The organism is Amycolatopsis sp. Hca4 (assembly GCF_013364075.1).
Taxonomy (GTDB): domain Bacteria; phylum Actinomycetota; class Actinomycetes; order Mycobacteriales; family Pseudonocardiaceae; genus Amycolatopsis.
The window spans coordinates 7,287,651-7,302,520 of the sequence record NZ_CP054925.1 but is presented as its reverse complement, the minus strand read 5'-3'; the positions used below and the strand labels follow the sequence as shown (position 1 = coordinate 7,302,520).

Annotated in this window: 16 protein-coding genes and 1 pseudogene; 12 read left to right on the top strand and 5 right to left on the bottom strand. The window is 68.6% G+C overall.

Annotation, left to right across the window (positions count from 1 at the left end; all coding sequences use genetic code 11):
• Nucleotides 1-236 precede the first annotated feature (236 nt).
• The 4 genes from HUT10_RS33020 (at nucleotide 237) to HUT10_RS33005 (ending at nucleotide 4,516) form a co-directional block, all read left to right on the top strand.
• Nucleotides 237-1,535 (top strand): cytochrome P450, encoded by a 1,299-nt coding sequence (locus tag HUT10_RS33020; protein ID WP_176174761.1) that lies wholly within the window; start codon nucleotides 237-239, stop codon nucleotides 1,533-1,535.
• A gap of 112 nt (nucleotides 1,536-1,647) precedes the next feature.
• Nucleotides 1,648-2,589, top strand: coding sequence for a ParA family protein (locus HUT10_RS33015; RefSeq protein WP_176174760.1), 942 nt, complete (start codon nucleotides 1,648-1,650; stop codon nucleotides 2,587-2,589).
• Entirely contained in the window at nucleotides 2,586-3,176 is a 591-nt protein-coding gene (locus HUT10_RS33010) for a Rho termination factor N-terminal domain-containing protein (protein ID WP_176174759.1), read from the top strand. Before HUT10_RS33015 ends, HUT10_RS33010 begins: the two co-directional genes overlap by 4 nt.
• Complete coding sequence (locus HUT10_RS33005; protein ID WP_254897121.1) at nucleotides 3,170-4,516, top strand: CBS domain-containing protein; 1,347 nt, start codon at nucleotides 3,170-3,172, stop codon at nucleotides 4,514-4,516. Before HUT10_RS33010 ends, HUT10_RS33005 begins: the two co-directional genes overlap by 7 nt.
• Before the next feature lie 51 nt (nucleotides 4,517-4,567).
• Here HUT10_RS33005 and HUT10_RS33000 read toward each other — a convergent pair whose 3' ends face one another.
• Entirely contained in the window at nucleotides 4,568-5,041 is a 474-nt protein-coding gene (locus HUT10_RS33000; protein WP_176174758.1) for a D-alanyl-D-alanine carboxypeptidase family protein, read from the bottom strand.
• Between the two features lie 88 nt (nucleotides 5,042-5,129).
• Between HUT10_RS33000 and HUT10_RS32995 the strand changes: the two genes are divergently transcribed.
• Both HUT10_RS32995 and HUT10_RS32990 read left to right on the top strand, forming a co-directional pair.
• A complete protein-coding gene (locus HUT10_RS32995) occupies nucleotides 5,130-5,807 on the top strand; it encodes a response regulator transcription factor (protein ID WP_176174757.1) in 678 nt (225 codons plus the stop codon).
• The gene (locus tag HUT10_RS32990) at nucleotides 5,800-6,906 is read left to right on the top strand and encodes a HAMP domain-containing sensor histidine kinase (RefSeq protein ID WP_217709658.1); all 1,107 of its coding nucleotides are present in this window, start codon (nucleotides 5,800-5,802) and stop codon (nucleotides 6,904-6,906) included. The genes HUT10_RS32995 and HUT10_RS32990 overlap by 8 nt, the downstream gene beginning before the upstream one ends.
• On the opposite strand, the gene vanX is transcribed toward HUT10_RS32990, so the two are convergent.
• From vanX to HUT10_RS32970, 4 genes are all read right to left on the bottom strand, one after another.
• Nucleotides 6,870-7,478, bottom strand: a complete 609-nt coding sequence (gene vanX / locus HUT10_RS32985) for a D-Ala-D-Ala dipeptidase VanX (protein WP_176174756.1) — start codon at nucleotides 7,476-7,478, stop codon at nucleotides 6,870-6,872. The two genes, HUT10_RS32990 and vanX, sit on opposite strands and share 37 nt — an antisense overlap.
• Nucleotides 7,475-8,494: a D-alanine--(R)-lactate ligase gene (gene vanA, locus HUT10_RS32980; RefSeq protein WP_176174755.1), complete on the bottom strand. Its 1,020-nt coding sequence runs from the start codon at nucleotides 8,492-8,494 to the stop codon at nucleotides 7,475-7,477. Before vanA ends, vanX begins: the two co-directional genes overlap by 4 nt.
• Nucleotides 8,487-9,461: a D-isomer specific 2-hydroxyacid dehydrogenase family protein gene (locus tag HUT10_RS32975; RefSeq protein WP_254897120.1), complete on the bottom strand. Its 975-nt coding sequence runs from the start codon at nucleotides 9,459-9,461 to the stop codon at nucleotides 8,487-8,489. Before HUT10_RS32975 ends, vanA begins: the two co-directional genes overlap by 8 nt.
• A gap of 91 nt (nucleotides 9,462-9,552) precedes the next feature.
• A complete protein-coding gene (locus HUT10_RS32970) occupies nucleotides 9,553-10,368 on the bottom strand; it encodes an SAM-dependent methyltransferase (RefSeq protein WP_176174754.1) in 816 nt (271 codons plus the stop codon).
• A gap of 166 nt (nucleotides 10,369-10,534) precedes the next feature.
• On the opposite strand from HUT10_RS32970, the pseudogene HUT10_RS52290 reads away from it, so the two are divergent.
• From HUT10_RS52290 to HUT10_RS32945, 6 genes and pseudogenes are all read left to right on the top strand, one after another.
• Nucleotides 10,535-10,840, top strand: a pseudogene (locus HUT10_RS52290) (cytochrome P450); the annotation flags it as partial.
• 118 nt (nucleotides 10,841-10,958) lie between these two features.
• On the top strand, nucleotides 10,959-11,843 hold the full coding sequence (locus tag HUT10_RS32965) for a cytochrome P450 (RefSeq protein ID WP_368660794.1): 885 nt from the start codon (nucleotides 10,959-10,961) through the stop codon (nucleotides 11,841-11,843).
• Nucleotides 11,844-11,872: 29 nt separating this feature from the next.
• Entirely contained in the window at nucleotides 11,873-12,925 is a 1,053-nt protein-coding gene (locus HUT10_RS32960) for an alpha/beta hydrolase (protein ID WP_254897119.1), read from the top strand.
• A gap of 181 nt (nucleotides 12,926-13,106) precedes the next feature.
• A complete protein-coding gene (locus HUT10_RS32955) occupies nucleotides 13,107-13,496 on the top strand; it encodes a helix-turn-helix domain containing protein (protein ID WP_254897118.1) in 390 nt (129 codons plus the stop codon).
• Nucleotides 13,497-13,695: 199 nt separating this feature from the next.
• Nucleotides 13,696-14,004 carry an N-6 DNA methylase gene (locus tag HUT10_RS52285; protein ID WP_368660793.1) on the top strand — a complete coding sequence of 103 codons (309 nt, stop codon included), beginning with the start codon at nucleotides 13,696-13,698 and terminating at the stop codon, nucleotides 14,002-14,004.
• Nucleotides 14,005-14,436: 432 nt separating this feature from the next.
• On the top strand, nucleotides 14,437-14,754 hold the full coding sequence (locus HUT10_RS32945) for a hypothetical protein (protein WP_176174752.1): 318 nt from the start codon (nucleotides 14,437-14,439) through the stop codon (nucleotides 14,752-14,754).
• Nucleotides 14,755-14,870 lie beyond the last annotated feature (116 nt).

Sequence of the window (14,870 nt, the reverse complement as noted above, 5' to 3'; positions counted from 1 at the left end):
GATGCCGGGTACGGAGAAATCGGCATCCGGCGGATACCATTCCGTTGATCGGGTCACGGAGAACACCTTCTCAGTCTGATCGGACCGAAAGAGCTTAGCGATTCCTCGCGCTTCGGCTACTGCGCCATCCGCGTGAGCCCGGACCACCCGATCGGGCACTGTCCCGTTCGACCGGACGAGCCTAGCGTGAGCCGTCTCCTTGGAAAATCCAGACAATGGCGTAACGAGGAGTATGCATGAGCGTTCCGGTGGCTCCGCGCCGGTGGCCTTTTCTCGGGCACACTCCGGTACTCCTGAGGCAACGCTTCGCATTCACCGACACATTGCCGGAGCACGGCGAGATCGTCAAACTCCTTCTCGGCCCGGCGCCCGTCTACTTCGTCACCAGCCCGCGATTGGCGCACGAAGTGCTGGTCAACGAGGGCCCGAAGTTCCGCAAGGGCGCCATGTTCGACAAGTTTCGGCCGTTCGTCGGAAATGGCTTGGTGCTTTCGAACGGGGACTTCCACCTCCGGCAGCGACGGCTGATGCAACCGGCGTTCCACCGCGAACGGCTGGCCGCCTACGCGGAGATCATGCGGCGCGCGGCCGCGGAACTGAGTGGCTCGTGGCATGCCGGTGAAGTGCGCCCGATCGACGACGACATGCAGAGCCTGGCGGTGACGATCGTCGGCGAGGCCCTGTTTTCGACCGAACTGGGTAAAGCGGCGATCGCCGAAGCGCGCCGGTCGATTTACGTGATCATCCAGCAGGGAATGATTCGCGCGTTGTCGCCGAAGTTCGTCGAAAAGCTCCCGGTGCCCGGCAACCGCCGGTTCGACGAAGCGATCGGCCGGATGCAGGCCATCGTGCTCGAGGTGATCCGCGACTGGCGGCGCGACGGCACCGACCGCGGCGACCTGCTTTCGACGTTGCTGCTGGCCGGGATGACCGACGAGCAGGCGCGGGACGAGGTGCTCACCCTGCTCACCGCGGGCATCGAGACGACGGCGCTGGCACTGGCCTGGACGTTCCACGAGCTCGGCCGGAACCCGGACGTCGAGGCGAAGGTGCACGCCGAACTCGACGAGGTGCTCGGCGAACACCCGGTCACCGTCGAGGACCTGCCCCGGCTGACCTACGTCCGGCAGGTGGTCGACGAAGTGCTGCGGCAGTACCCGCTCTGGATGCTGATGCGCCGCACCCTGACCGAAGTCGACCTCGGCGGCGTCCGGCTGCCGGAAGGCGCGGAGGTGATCGTCAGCCCGCACACGCTCCACCACGACCCGGCCTCGTTCCGCGACCCGGACCGCTTCGACCCGGACCGCTGGGCACCGGAGCGGGCGGCCGAGATCCCGAAGGGGGCGTTCGTGCCGTTCGGGGCGGGCACCCGCCAGTGCATCGGAAACCGCTTCGCCCAGAACGAAATCGTCATCACGCTCGCCACGGTGGCCGCCCGCTGGCGGCTGCTCCCGGTGGCGGGCAAGCCGGTCCGGGTGAAGTTCACCTCGGCCGCCTACCCCGACCGCCTGCCGATGACGGTGGTGCCCCGCTAGCCGCTCTGGCCACATCGTGGACAGTTCCCGGACAGTTGCCGACGATTCCCGCCGGTCGGCTCGACCGCGTACTACAAACGGGCCCCAGGGACGAGACCACCGGGGAGTGCGCATGCGGGTCGTGGCGGTCATGAACTACAAGGGCGGAGTGGGCAAGACGACGCTGACCGCGAACCTCGGCGCGGTCGCCGCGAGCCGCGGCCTGCGGGTCCTGCTCATCGACCTCGACCCGCAGACCAACCTGACGTTTTCGTTCTTCTCGATCGACGACTGGCACGAGCGGCTGGCGGACACCCGCACGATCAAGCAGTGGTACGGCGCCGAGATGCCCGGCCGCGACCTGCCGCTGGCGGACCTCGTCGTATCGCCGGAACGGGTGAACAACGTCCTGGACGGCACCGGCGGACGGCTCGACCTGATCTCCTCCCACCTCGGCCTGATCGACATCGACCTCGAACTCGCCGCGCTGCTCGGCGGGACGACCACCCTCGACGGGTCGAAGCGGCGGTTCCTGGACCTGCACGGCTGCCTGCGGCAGGCGCTGGCGGACAGCTCCTTCGCCGGCTACGACCTGGTCCTCATCGACTGCGCCCCGAACTTCGGCCTGGTCACCAAGACGGCGATCGTGGCGAGCGAGCGGATCCTCGTCCCGGCGAAGGCTGACTACCTGTCCACCCTCGGCCTGGACTACCTGGTGGGCAACTGCACCGGCCTCGTCGAGCAGTTCAACGACTTCGTCCACCACAAGGGCGGCAGCCGGGACCACGAACCGATCGAGCCCGGCTTCCTCGGCGTGGTGTTCACCATGGCGCAGGTCTACGCCAAGCGGTTGATAGCCGCCCAACAGCGCTACGCCGACGAAGTGCAGGCGAACTCCAAGGTTCCGGTGCTGAAGAGCTACATCCGCAACAACACCAACCACTTCGGGGACGCCGGCGAGAGCGGTGTGCCGGCCATGCTGCGCGCCACCGGCCGCGACGAGGTCGTGCAGGAGTTCGACGGGTTCACCGACGAGGTCCTCGGCGCCCTTTCGCTTTCCGGAGACCGCCGGTGAACGGCCTGAAGCGGCTCGCCGCCCTGCAGGAACGGGTGTACGAGTTCCTGGCGCAGCAGGACGAGGCCACGCTGGAGGCACTCCTCGACGGCTCGGCCCAGCTGACGGTGACCGGGCTTCCCGAGGATCTGTCGAAACTGAAGGTGGAAGAACTGAAGGCGCTGGCCAAGAAACGCGGATTGCGCGGGTACAGCAAACTCCTCAAGGCCGAACTCATCGACCGGCTCCTCGGCCACCGCGCCGCCGCACCCCCGGTCGAGCCGCCGCCCGCACCCGCCGCCCTGCGGCCGGTCGTCACCGCACCGGCGGCCCCGGCTCCGCGGCCGGTCCCCACTCCTCAGGCGGTGACCGCGCGACCGGGCGTCGACGCGGCCGCCATCGCCGTCCACCTGCGGGAAACCGACACCGAAGAGGAAGGCGCGGTCTACCTCGAAGCGCAGCGCCTCGACCGCGACAGCCTGCTCGCCGTCGCCACCGAGCTGCAGCTCACCCGGGTGGACCGCCTGAGCCAGAAGGAACTGAAACGGCGGATCCTCAAGCAGGCCATCGGCGCCCGGCGCAAGTTCGCCGGGCTGCGGAAGTGGTGACCGGCGACGGCCGGTCGATGTACCTGATCGACGGCCGCCGCGTCACGGTGCCGGACCTGCTGGAAGCGCGCCTGCTGGCGCCCGGGGCGAAGCTGCGGTTCGAGCGCAAGCGCATCGGGGCGGCCTTCGACGCGACCGTCACCGACCGGGGCCGGATCCGGCTCGAACCCGACGGCGAGGAGTTCCGCTCGCCGTCCCGCGCGGCAATGGTGGCCGCCGGGATGCGCGCGGTCGACGGGTGGCGGGCCTGGGTGGTGGTGGCCGAGGAGCGCCTGCTGGATTCGGTGCGCCAGGAGTTCCTCGACCGGACGGTCTCGACGGCCGGCCGTCAGCTCGGCGACCAGCGCGTCCACGAGCGCCTGCGGCAGGCGCGCACCCGCGCCGACCAGGGTGATCCCGAGCGCATCACGGTCCGCGAGCTCCTCAAGCTGTGGGGCGTGACCGACCGCGGCGACCAGGTCGGCCGGATCGAGGCGGGCCTGGCCAACCACGGGCTGGTGACCTCGCCGGGCTTCCGCGCGGTCACGCTCGACACCGTCGTCACCCTGACCACGCCACCGGAAGAGCCCGAGGAACCGGCGGCGCCCGACGTCCTGCCGGCCACCGAAGACGACGAAGGTGGTGGCGACCTGGACGTCCGCCTGACCGTGGGCAACCTGAAGCCGGTCGAGGGCCTCGCGTCCGTCGGGCCCAACAGCTCGATCGAGGAAGCGATCACCACGATGCTCCTCAACGACTTCTCACAGCTGGCCGTGCTCGGCGGCCCGCGCAACCCCCGCGGAGCCGTGACGTGGCGCTCGATCGCGCAGGCCGTGCACCACAAGCCCGGGGCGGGGCTCGCCGACGCGATCGTCCACGCCGAGGTCGTCGCCTACGACCGTGACCTCTTCGACGTCCTCCCCACCCTGCAGCTGCGGGAGTTCGTGCTCGTCACCAACGAAAGCCGGGCTGTCGAAGGCATCGTCACGACGGCGGACGTCGCCCGCCGCTACGGCGAGATGGCCACGCCGTTCTTCCAGCTGGGCGAGCTGGACCAGACGCTGCGCTGGATCATCCGGTGCACGCTCGACCTCCCGGCGGTCCGGCCCCTGTGCGGCAGGCCGATCGACAGCTTCGACCACCTGGCCTTCGGCGACTACCAGCGGATCCTGGAGAACAAGGACGCCTGGGACCGGATCGGCTGGCCACTGGACCGGCCGGCGTTCATCGCCCGCCTGGACGAGATCCGGCGGATCCGCAACAGCGTGATGCACTTCCACCCGGACGCGGTCTCCGAAGACACCGTCGAGAAGCTGCGGCACTTCACCAGCCTGCTGCACCGCTACCGCACGCCGGCTTAGCCGCCCGGCCCGCACCCTCGCAGAATGGGCGACCGGCGGACTTCGCGCAGGTCACCGCATCCGCGGATCCTGCGACGGATCGGCGTACATCGGCGGACACCCGTGGTCGACGGCTTCGGGCCGCAGTTCGAAGTGCCACGGTTCGTTGCGGTAGATCCGGCACAGCCCGTACCGGGCACCGTGCTCGGCGAGCCACGTCCGGGCGGCGGGCGGCCCGATGTCGACCGCCTGCCCCCGCACGTGCGCCGAGCGGTCCGGCGTCGTCACCCAGCGGGCCGCCGCCGCTTCCGAGCCGTGCTGAGCGATCCCCTGGCGGCGGAGCTGTTCCTGGTACGCCCAGGACCGCCAGCCCCCGTTGACGACTAACACGACGCCGTCGGCGGCGGCGTCCGCCGCGGCCCGGCGGAGGGCGTCGAGCAGGGCGGGATCGAGGTTGGCGACGGCCGGGGAGTCGTCGAAGACCGGCAGGCCGTCCGGGACGGCGCCGTGTCCCCGGCCGAGCGACGTGCGTTGGCTGGAGGTCATGCCGGCCAGTCAAGGCCGCGCGGTGTTGCCGTCGCGTACGCGCTTTCCGATATGCGGCCGATATGCGGCCGCTCGTAGCATCGGGAAGGTGCGTGTGTTGATCGTCGAGGACGAGCCCTACCTGGCCGACGCCATCCGCGATGGCCTCCGCCTGGAGGCCATCGCGGCGGACACCGCCGGCGACGGCGACACCGCGCTGGAGCTGCTGAGCGTCAACACCTACGACATCGCCGTGCTGGACCGCGACATCCCCGGCCCGTCCGGTGACGAGATCGCCCGGCATATCGTCGCCTCCGGCAGCGGGCTGCCGATCCTCATGCTCACCGCCGCCGACCGGCTCGACGACAAGGCCACCGGCTTCGGTCTCGGCGCCGACGACTACCTCACCAAGCCGTTCGAGCTGCGCGAGCTCGTCCTCCGGCTGCGGGCCCTCGACCGGCGGCGCGCGCACAACCGGCCGCCGGTGCACGAAATCGCCGGCCTGCGGCTGGACCCGTTCCGCCGCGAGGTCTACCGCGACGGGAAGTACGTGGCCCTGACGCGCAAGCAGTTCGCCGTCCTTGAAGTGCTCGTCGCCGCGCAGGGCGGGGTGATCAGCGCGGAAGAGCTGCTGGAGCGGGCGTGGGACGAGAACGCGGACCCGTTCACCAACGCCGTGCGCATCACGGTTTCCGTGCTCCGCAAGCGCCTCGGCGAGCCGGGGATCATCGCGACCGTCCCCGGCGTCGGCTACCGCATCGACACCGGCGACGACGGCCGTGGCTAGGGAGCCGGGACTGAGCGCCCGGCTCAAGCTCACCCTCAGCTACGCCGGGTTCGTCATGCTCGCCGGCCTCCTGCTGATGGCCGCGGTGCTGGCCTTCTACCTGTACTTCCTGCCCAACGGCTGGATCACTACCGAGGGCGACTTCTGGATCAACCGCGGGCGGCTGGTGCGCGCCTTCGTCCCGTTCATGGCCGTCGTGCTCGTCTTCCTGCTGGTGTTCGGCCTGCTCGGCGGCTGGGTGCTGGCCGGCAGGATGCTCGCGCCGCTGACCCGGATCACCGACGCCACGCGCATCGCCGCGGACGGCTCGCTGTCGCACCGCATCCGGCTGCCCGGCCGCGCCGACGAGTTCCGCGAGCTCGCCGACGCCTTCGACACCATGCTCGCGCGGCTCGAGACGCACGTCGCCGAGCAGCGCCGGTTCGCCGCCAACGCGTCCCACGAGCTGCGCACCCCGCTGGCGATCACGCAGAGCCTGCTCGACGTCGCCCGCAACGACCCCGAGCGCACGACGGACGAACTCGACGAGCGCCTGCGCGTGGTCAACACCCGCGCGATCGAACTCACCGAAGCCCTGCTGCTGCTCAGCCGCGCCGAGCAGCGGGCGTTCACCCGCGACGACGTCGACCTGTCCCTGGTCGCCGAGGAAGCCGCCGAAACGCTCCTGCCCCTGGCCGAAAAGCGCGGCGTCACGGTCGAGACGTCCGGCGACGCCGCGCCCGCGTTCGGCTCGCCGGCGCTGCTGCTGCAGCTGACGACGAACCTGGTGCACAACGCGATCGTCCACAACCTGCCCGAGCGGGGCGCGGTGCAGGTCACGACCCGCGCCGAGACCGGGACGGCGGTGCTCACCGTCGAGAACACCGGCGAGCACCTCGCACCGGCCCTGGTCGCGACCCTCGCCGAACCGTTCCGGCGCGGGACCGAGCGCATCCGCAGCGACCAGGCCGGGGTGGGCCTCGGCCTGGCCATCGTCAAGAGCATCACCCAGGCCCACGACGGGACGCTCACGCTGACCCCGCGCCCGGAGGGCGGCCTCCGCGTCACCGTCCGGCTGCCGGCCTACGCGACGGGGAAATCGAAGTACGTGTCCGGGTAGGGCTCGTCCTTCAGGCCGTAGTGCCACCATTCGCGGTCGTACGCGGCGAACCCGCACCCCTCCATGATGGACCGGAGGCAGGCGCGGTTCGCGGTCTCGGCCGGCGGCACCCCGCGCGCGCCGTGGTGCGACACCGGGTCCATCAGGTCGTGGCCACCGCCCATGGCCGCGAGTTCCCCGGAGCCGAGGTGGTAGAGCGTCAGGTCGACGGTGCTGCCCCGGCTGTGCCCGGACTTGGCGGCGACGTACCCCTTGGCGAACATCCCGGCCCGGTCGAGGTTCGGGTAGTGCCACAGTTTCGTCCGCCCGTCTTCGGGCTGGTCCACCCAGCGCAGGAAGCAGTCCACGGCGCGTTGCGGACGGTAGCCGTCCCACAGGAGAAGGCCGAAGCCGAGCGACGCGGCCTTCTCCTGCGCCTCCCCCAGTGCGGCGCACAGGGTGCGCGTGCCGGCGATCCGGTTGACGAGGTAGCCGTCGACGGGCTTGCCGGTGAAGTTGTCCCAGGTGGCGTACTTGGCGTCCCAGCGGATGCCGGGCACCAGCTCGTCCACGAAGGCGAAGTCGTCGTTCATCGGGCCGTGGCCAGCGAAACGAGCCGGTCGATCAGCGCGGGGAGCGGCACGCCGGCGGCGGCCATCATCCTCGGGTAGCGGCTGTAGGACGTCAGGCCGGGCAGGGTGTTGACCTCGTTGAGGACGACGGTGCCGTCTTCGGTGAGGAACATGTCGACGCGGGCCAGCCCCTTGCAGCCGAGAGCGCGGTAGATGGCCTTCGCCGTCTCCTGGACGCGCGCCCGGGTGGCCGCCGGGATGTCGGCGGGCACGATGGGTGTCGAGTTCTCGGAGCCGGTTTCGGGCTCGTCCTCCTGGTGGATCCGGAAGAAGCCGTGGGAGAGGGCGATCCGGTCGACCTCACCGGCGAACAGCTCCTGGTCGTTCCCCAGGACGGCGCACCCGACTTCACGGCCGGCGACGGCTTCTTCGATCAGCACCTTCGAGTCGTACTGCGCGGCGGCCCCGATGGCGGCGGCCAGCTCTCCCTCGTTCGACACCTTGCTCACGCCGAAGGACGAACCGGACCGGGCCGGCTTCACGAACACGGGGAAGGTCAGCCCGTCGACCTCGTCGCCGGGCCGCACGGTCCGGAAGTTCGGTGTGGCGATGCCCGCGCTCGCGACGACGACGTAGGCGAGGGATTTGTCCATGCACAGAGCGGAACTCGGGACGTCACAGCCGGCGTAAGGGATTCCGGACAGCTCCAGCATGCCCTGCAGAGCACCGTCTTCGCCGAGTTTGCCGTGCAGCACGGGCAGCACCACGTCCAGGCCGATCGTCTCGTACTTGCCGTCTTCGAGGACCAGCAAGCCGGGCACGCTCCGATCCGGCGACAGCACGACCGTCCGCCCGGCTTCCCAGTCCCCTTCGGGGCCGTCGCAGAGTTTCCAGGCGCCGCTCTTCGTGATCCCGATCCAGAACGCTTCGTACTTCCCGGTGTCGAGGTGCCGCGCGACCTCCTGCGCGGACTTGACGGAGATCGGGTGTTCTTCGGAACAGCCCCCGAAGACGATCCCGACCTTGAGCCTATCCATGCCGTTCCCCGCTTTCGAATGCCAGGCAGTTGGTGATGGAGTTTTCGACGGTGTCGCTGAGCGCGTGGTCGGTGTAGTACGCGGTGTGCGGGCTGATGAGCACGTTCGGCAGCTTCTGCAGCTGCACCAGCAGTTCGCTCCCGACCGGCCGGTCCCGGCAGTCGGCGTAGAAGATGCCTTCTTCCCCTTCGACGACGTCCAGCGCGGCCCCGCCCAGCCGGCCGTTTTCCAGCGCCGCGACGAGCGCCTCGGTGTCGAGCAGGGGTCCCCGCCCGGTGTTGACGACGAACGCGCCGGGCTTCATCAGCTCCAGCCGCCGTCGGTCCAGGAGGTGGTGCGTTCCGCTGTCGAGCGGCGTGTGGAGGGTGACGATGTCGCTCACCCGCACCAGGTCGTCGAGCTCGACGTACTCGATGCCGGCCCGGGGGCGGCTGTCGTGGGCGACGACGCGGGAGCCGAAGCCACGCAGCCGGTCCACGACCGCGGAGCCGATGCGCCCGGTGCCGACCACGCCGACGGTCAGGTCACGCAGCTCCCTTCCCCGCACGTCGTTCAGCCGGTAGTCGTGCTCGTCGGCCCGGCGGATCACGGACTTGGCGTCCCGCACGAGCATCAACATCAGCATCAGCGTGTAGTCGGCCACGCTGTCGGGCGAATAGGCCACGTTCCCGACGGAAATGCCGACACTCTGGGCGTAGCCGACGTCGATGTGGTCGAAGCCGACGCTCCTGGTGGAGACATAGGAGACGCCGACCCGGCTGAGCGCGAGAAGAATCTTGTTGGAGAGCGGGGTCTTGTGACCGACGCTGACGCACCGGCTGCCGGAGGCGAGCTCGACGTTGGCCTCGGACACGGGCGCGTCCGTGATGACCGGCGTCACGCCGAACCGAGGCGCCAGCTCCCGGAACAGCAAGGCCTCATCAGGCGCGCACCCATAGACCGTCATCCCGAGCGCCGGTTCGTTCATGCCGCCCAGTCAACGGAATCCGGCGTTGCCGGCACGTATGCGCTTTTCGATACACCGAGGATAAGTTACCGATCAGTAACTATGCGCGGGCTCAGGGCTTCCGCGCCACGCCCGCGTAGATCAGCTGGTTCCACTCCGGATCCTCGGCGATGTCGGTCGGCCCGGCCGGCCGCCAGGTGCCGCAGCCCACCAGGCCCGGCTCGACCAGCACCAGGTCGCCGAGCAGGTCCAGGATCTCGTCGTGGGACCGGGTGTGCGGCACCTCGCCGCGCCGCTGCGCCATCTGGTCGCTGGCCACGGCGAACGACTCCTGGTGCGCGTCGGACGTGACGTGGGTGAAGGCGACCAGGCTGCCCGGGGCCAATGGTTCCCGGTAGGCGCGCACCAGTCCGGCCGGGTCGTCTTCGTCGGGGATCCAGTGCAGCAGCAGCATGCACAGCAGGCCCACCGGCTCGGAGAAGTCGATCAGCCGCCGGACCTCCGGGCTTCCCAGCACCCCGGCGACGTCCCGCACGTCCGCGTGCAGGACCGCGGTGCGGTCGTTGCCCGCCAGCAGCAGCTCGCTGTGCGCGACCGCCACTGCCTCCTTATCGACGTAGACCACCCGGGCCTCGGGGAGTTCCCGCTGGGCGATCTCGTGCACGTTGCCCACGGTGGGGATGCCCGCGCCCAGGTCGAGGAACTGGCGGATGCCCTGCGCGAGCATGAAGCGCACCGCGCGGCGGAGGAAGGCGCGGTTCAGCCGCACCGAATGCCGGATCCAGGGCAGCGTCCGCTCGAGGTGGTCCGCGGTGCTGCGGTCGGTCTCGAAGTTGTGGCTGCCACCGAGCCAGTAATCGTAGATCCGGGCGACGTTCGGTGAGGTCACGTCCACTCCGGCCGGGATCCAGTCCCGCGTACCCACCATTGCGCACCTCATCGGGTTCGGAAGCCGGCACAGCATACCCACTCCACCGATAGTGGCCTAATCCGTCAATCGTGGTTCAGCTTTACCCAATCGGGTGCTGTCGGCCCGACGGAATGGGCCGTAGGGTGACGGCCTTCCTGATTCCTGCCTATACCAAGGAGTTCTCGTGCCCGTCCGGGTGGCACCCGGCCGATGGCCTTTGCTGGGACACACACTCGCGCTGGTCCGCCGTCCCGTTCCGTTCACCGCGGGACTGCGGGAACACGGCGATGTGGTCAAGCTTTCAATGGGACCACTTCAAACGTATTTCCTCACCAATCCGGAACTCGTTCACCGCGTGCTGGTGACGAATGGATCAAGCTTCGGCAGCGGGATCATGTTCCGCAAATTCCGCCCGTACGCGGGCAACGGCCTCGCGTTGTCCGACGGCCCGTTCCACCGCAGGCAGCGCAAGCTGATGCTGCCGGCCTTCGACCAGCGGCACCTGCGCCGCTACGCCGAGATCTGGGTCCGGGCGACCACCGCACTGGCCGGAGTCCTGGCGGCCGGGCGAGGTGCGGCGGATCGACGCGGACATGCAGGCACTGGCCATGACCAACGTGGGCGAGGCGCTGTTCGGCACCGAGCTGGGCGAGGAGGCGATCCGCGAGGCCCGCCGCTCGATCCCGCTGGTCATCCGGCTGGGCATGTACCGGGTGCTCTCCCCGGGCTGGGTGGAGAAGCTGCCGGTCAACCGCCGCTTCGACCAGGCCACCGCGCGGATGACGGCCGTGGTGCACGAGCTGATGGCGGGCCGCGACGCCGACACCGACCACGGTGACCTGCTGTCCACGCTGCTGCTGGCCAGGGACGCCGAGACCGGGGAGCGGATGACCCGGGAGCAGGTGCACGACGAGGTGATGACCCTGCTCACCGCGGGCACCGAGACCACCGCGCTGATCCTGGCCTGGGCCTGCCACGAGCTGGGGCACCACCCGGGCGTGGCGGAACGGGTCCGGGCCGAGGTGGACGAGGTGCTGGGCGGGCGCCCGGTGACCTTCGACGACCTGCCCGCACTCGCCTACACCGGGCAGGTGGTCAGCGAGGTGCTGCGGATGTACTCGCTGTGGATCCTGATGCGCCGGACCGAGCAGGAGCTCGACCTCGGCCCGGTCCGGCTGCGCCCCGGCGACGAGGTGGTGTTCAGCCCGCTCGCCCTGCACACCGACCCGCGCTACTGGGACCACCCGGAGGTGTTCGACCCGGACCGCTGGACCACCGAGCGGGTGCGCTCGCTGCCGCCGGGGGTGTTCATCCCGTTCGGCAACGGGATCCGGCAGTGCATCGGCCACCTGTTCGCCCGGGCCGAGGTGGTCATCGGCCTGGCCACGATCTTCGCGCGGTGGCGCCTGGAACCGGCAGGCCCGGTCCGGGTGCGGTACACCACGATCGCCTGCCCCCGCGGCCTGCCGATGACGGTGCGCCCGAGGGATTGACCGCCCTGCAACGGAATACGGAGATTCTTGTGCGTTCGTTCGTGCGCCGCCTCACCACCGCGGCCGTGTCCCTGCTGTGCGCCGGCACGGTGCTCACCCCAGCGCGCGCGTCCGCCGCGGAGGCGGCCTGCCAGGACCTGAACATCCCCGTGTCACTGGTGGACGTGCCCCTGCTCGGGCTCAAGGACCAGACCATGTACGGAAGACTGTGCGTCCCCCCGGGCGGCAGCCGAACCCTGCAGCTGCTGGTCCCCGGCGGGACGTACAGCTCGGCGTATTACGACCCGCCCGGTCTGCCGGACACCCGATCGTTCCGCAAGGCGGTGAACAACGCCGGCTACGCGACGCTGGCGGTGGACCGGGTCGGCTCGGGCCGCAGTTCGAAGCCGCTGAGCGAGCTGCTGACCGCGACCGCCCAGGCGAACGCGGTGCACCACGCCATCCAGGCCATGCGCACCGGCGCGGTGGGGCCGAGGTTCGAGAAGATCGTCCTGGTAGGACACTCACTGGGCTCGGCAACAGCGATCATCGAGTCGGCGACGTTCCGCGACGTGGACGGCGTGGTGGTAACGGGGTTCACCCACCACGTCGCCCCGTTGACGGTGATGCCGACGCTGGCCGCACTGAGCCCGGCGGCCCTGGACCCGAAGGAGTCCAAGGTGGTCGGCTTGGACGCGGGCTACCTGACAACGCTGCAGGGGATGCGCTACGCCGCGTTCCACAGCCCGGGGCCGTACGATCAGCAGACGATCGACGCGGACGAGGCAACCAAGGACCTGATAGCCCCCGGAGAGATCATCGACGCAGTCCTGATCGGCTTGGTCCTCCCCTACAGCAGAAGGATCAACGCACCGGTACTGCTGGCCATGGGAGAGAAGGACAACGTGTTCTGCGGCCCCCTGGCCACAGACTGCTCAACGGCAGAAACCCTGCGCCAGGCCGAAACAGCCTCCTACGCACCCGAGGCAAGACTACGAACATTCGTGGTGCCGGACTACGGCCACTCAATCAACTTCGCCCCCAACGCCCCCCTACTGCACACGGCGGTAACCACCTGGACGAACGAGATGATCGGCCACTGACCAACTTTCAGCCAGAGAACAGAGGCAACCACGCCGGGGGTCCAGGGGGCGGAGCCCCTTGGCGGGGGTTTGGGGGTCCGACCCCCAAAGGACACAACGAAGTGAGCCCTGTCCGCGCTTTCCGCGGACAGGGCTCACTTCCGAACGAGTGGAGCTGAGGGGAAGCCACTACAACATAAGCGTGCAGGTCAGGACGCTTGAAGCTCTTGTCCGGCGACTCCCCAACACGATCGCCCGCACCACAAAATCACCCAAACGAAGTAAGCCCCGCCGGGTCAAGCAGCAGGTTGACGAGCTTGCCACGGCCTACCAGTCCGGCGACATGGTGTACGACCTCGCCAAGCGATTCAAGATCAATCGAAAGACCGTGAGCGGCATCTTGCACCGCACCGGCGTGCAAATCCGAAGCCGACTGACCGCGAAGCAAGTTGACGACGCAGTGCAACTCTATGCAGCAGGATGGTCACTGTCCCGGATCGCGACCAAGCTGGACACGAAAGCAAACACCGTGCGAGCCCGGCTCCTGGAACGTGAAGTGAGGATGAGAGATACCCGAGGACAACAGCGTTGAGCCTTGGATCTGCCGAAACGCCAGGTAGGGCGGCATGCAACTTGCGAAGACCAGCCGCGCCCCGACAGGCGTCACAAAATGCGATCATGCGATGAGCATGAGTTTCACCCCGTGGTGGCGGTGATGCAGGCTGCAAACCCTAAGATCCCCTGGGTACCGTAGGCGCGCCTAGACTCGATTCGAACGTTCGTACGACAGGATGACCAGTGTGAGCACCTCTGAGCCGACGTTCGACAGCCGTGCGCTGCGCAAGGCACTGGGAGCCTTCTTCACACCGTCAGCCTTCTGCGACTACGTCGTCGACTGGGCAGTGCACTCTCCCGATGATCGTGTACTCGAGCCAGCCTGCGGCGAAGCCGCTTTCCTACTCTCTGCCGGCCGCCGTCTCGCCAAGCTGGCAGCCGACCAGGGCACCCACCCGCCGCACTCCACGGAGTCGAGCTACATGCCACGAATGCTCGACACCCTAAGTCACTGGTCGAGGCGCAGGGGAGCCAAGTTGAGGTAGAAACCGGGGACTTCTTCACACCTTCGAGCCTCAGGCTCAGTACGACGTCGCAGTCGGCAATCCACCCTACGTCCGCTACCAGGACTTTGCGGGGGAAGGTCGCTCGTGATCCCGCGAGGCAGCACTGCGCGCCGGCGTGCCGCTGACAGGACTGGCCTCTTCGTGGGCTGCGTTCACCGTTCACACTGCCTTGTTCCTCAAACCTGGCGGCCAACTTCTTAAGAACGCTACGGTGGCACCGTCGGACGCTCGCATACTCGGCCGAGCCTACGCAAAGCAGGTCGACGTACTCATTGCGCAATGGGCTCGCGGACCAGAGCTTCTTGTGTCCACCAAGAGCATGAGTTCATCTTTTGGGAAGAACCTAGCAAACCGATTTGAAGAAGCCTACGGAGACGCTAAGAACCTCCGGGGCTGTTACCCCTCGCATCGATGGGTTTCTTCTTCCTGCTTCGCTCGACCGTGCTGCAAGAGAAGAGCGCCTTTGAAGGAGCCATCGATATGATGCGGAAGCTCAAGGCTGAGAGCGACGTCTACGACACCACCTGCCTACTGCTAGCCGAGTGGGATGACACGGAGCCGGCGAACGTCCGCGTGCTTGAGGATGCCGTCCCGGACGACTTGAGCACAAACGCGTTCATGGCCATGCTGGTCAAAGCGGTCCTCGACCGCACCCCAGTAGATATGCACGTTGAGGTGCGTCAACGTCGGGAACATCGCGAACTATCCGTCGAAGAAACTATAGTTTAGCGCCATCTTGAAGCAGGGCCGAGGATGCCGCTAGGTGTAGCCCCTTCAGCTATAGCTCGCCCGGCGACAGCTGCATCCCCGCACCCAACTCCGCGACGACATCCCACAAGTTGCCA

What these genes read in the sequence shown, in the direction of transcription:
- HUT10_RS32965 (WP_368660794.1), top strand. Translation starts at nt 10,959, where the DNA reads ATGACCAACGTGGGCGAGGCGCTGTTCGGCACCGAGCTGGGCGAGGAG.
- HUT10_RS32975 (WP_254897120.1), bottom strand. Translation starts at nt 9,461, where the DNA reads ATGAACGAACCGGCGCTCGGGATGACGGTCTATGGGTGCGCGCCTGAT.
- HUT10_RS33020 (WP_176174761.1), top strand. Translation starts at nt 237, where the DNA reads ATGAGCGTTCCGGTGGCTCCGCGCCGGTGGCCTTTTCTCGGGCACACT.
- HUT10_RS33000 (WP_176174758.1), bottom strand. Translation starts at nt 5,041, where the DNA reads ATGACCTCCAGCCAACGCACGTCGCTCGGCCGGGGACACGGCGCCGTC.
- HUT10_RS32945 (WP_176174752.1), top strand. Translation starts at nt 14,437, where the DNA reads ATGGGTTTCTTCTTCCTGCTTCGCTCGACCGTGCTGCAAGAGAAGAGC.
- HUT10_RS33015 (WP_176174760.1), top strand. Translation starts at nt 1,648, where the DNA reads ATGCGGGTCGTGGCGGTCATGAACTACAAGGGCGGAGTGGGCAAGACG.
- vanX (WP_176174756.1), bottom strand. Translation starts at nt 7,478, where the DNA reads ATGAACGACGACTTCGCCTTCGTGGACGAGCTGGTGCCCGGCATCCGC.
- HUT10_RS52285 (WP_368660793.1), top strand. Translation starts at nt 13,696, where the DNA reads ATGACCAGTGTGAGCACCTCTGAGCCGACGTTCGACAGCCGTGCGCTG.
- vanA (WP_176174755.1), bottom strand. Translation starts at nt 8,494, where the DNA reads ATGGATAGGCTCAAGGTCGGGATCGTCTTCGGGGGCTGTTCCGAAGAA.
- HUT10_RS32970 (WP_176174754.1), bottom strand. Translation starts at nt 10,368, where the DNA reads ATGGTGGGTACGCGGGACTGGATCCCGGCCGGAGTGGACGTGACCTCA.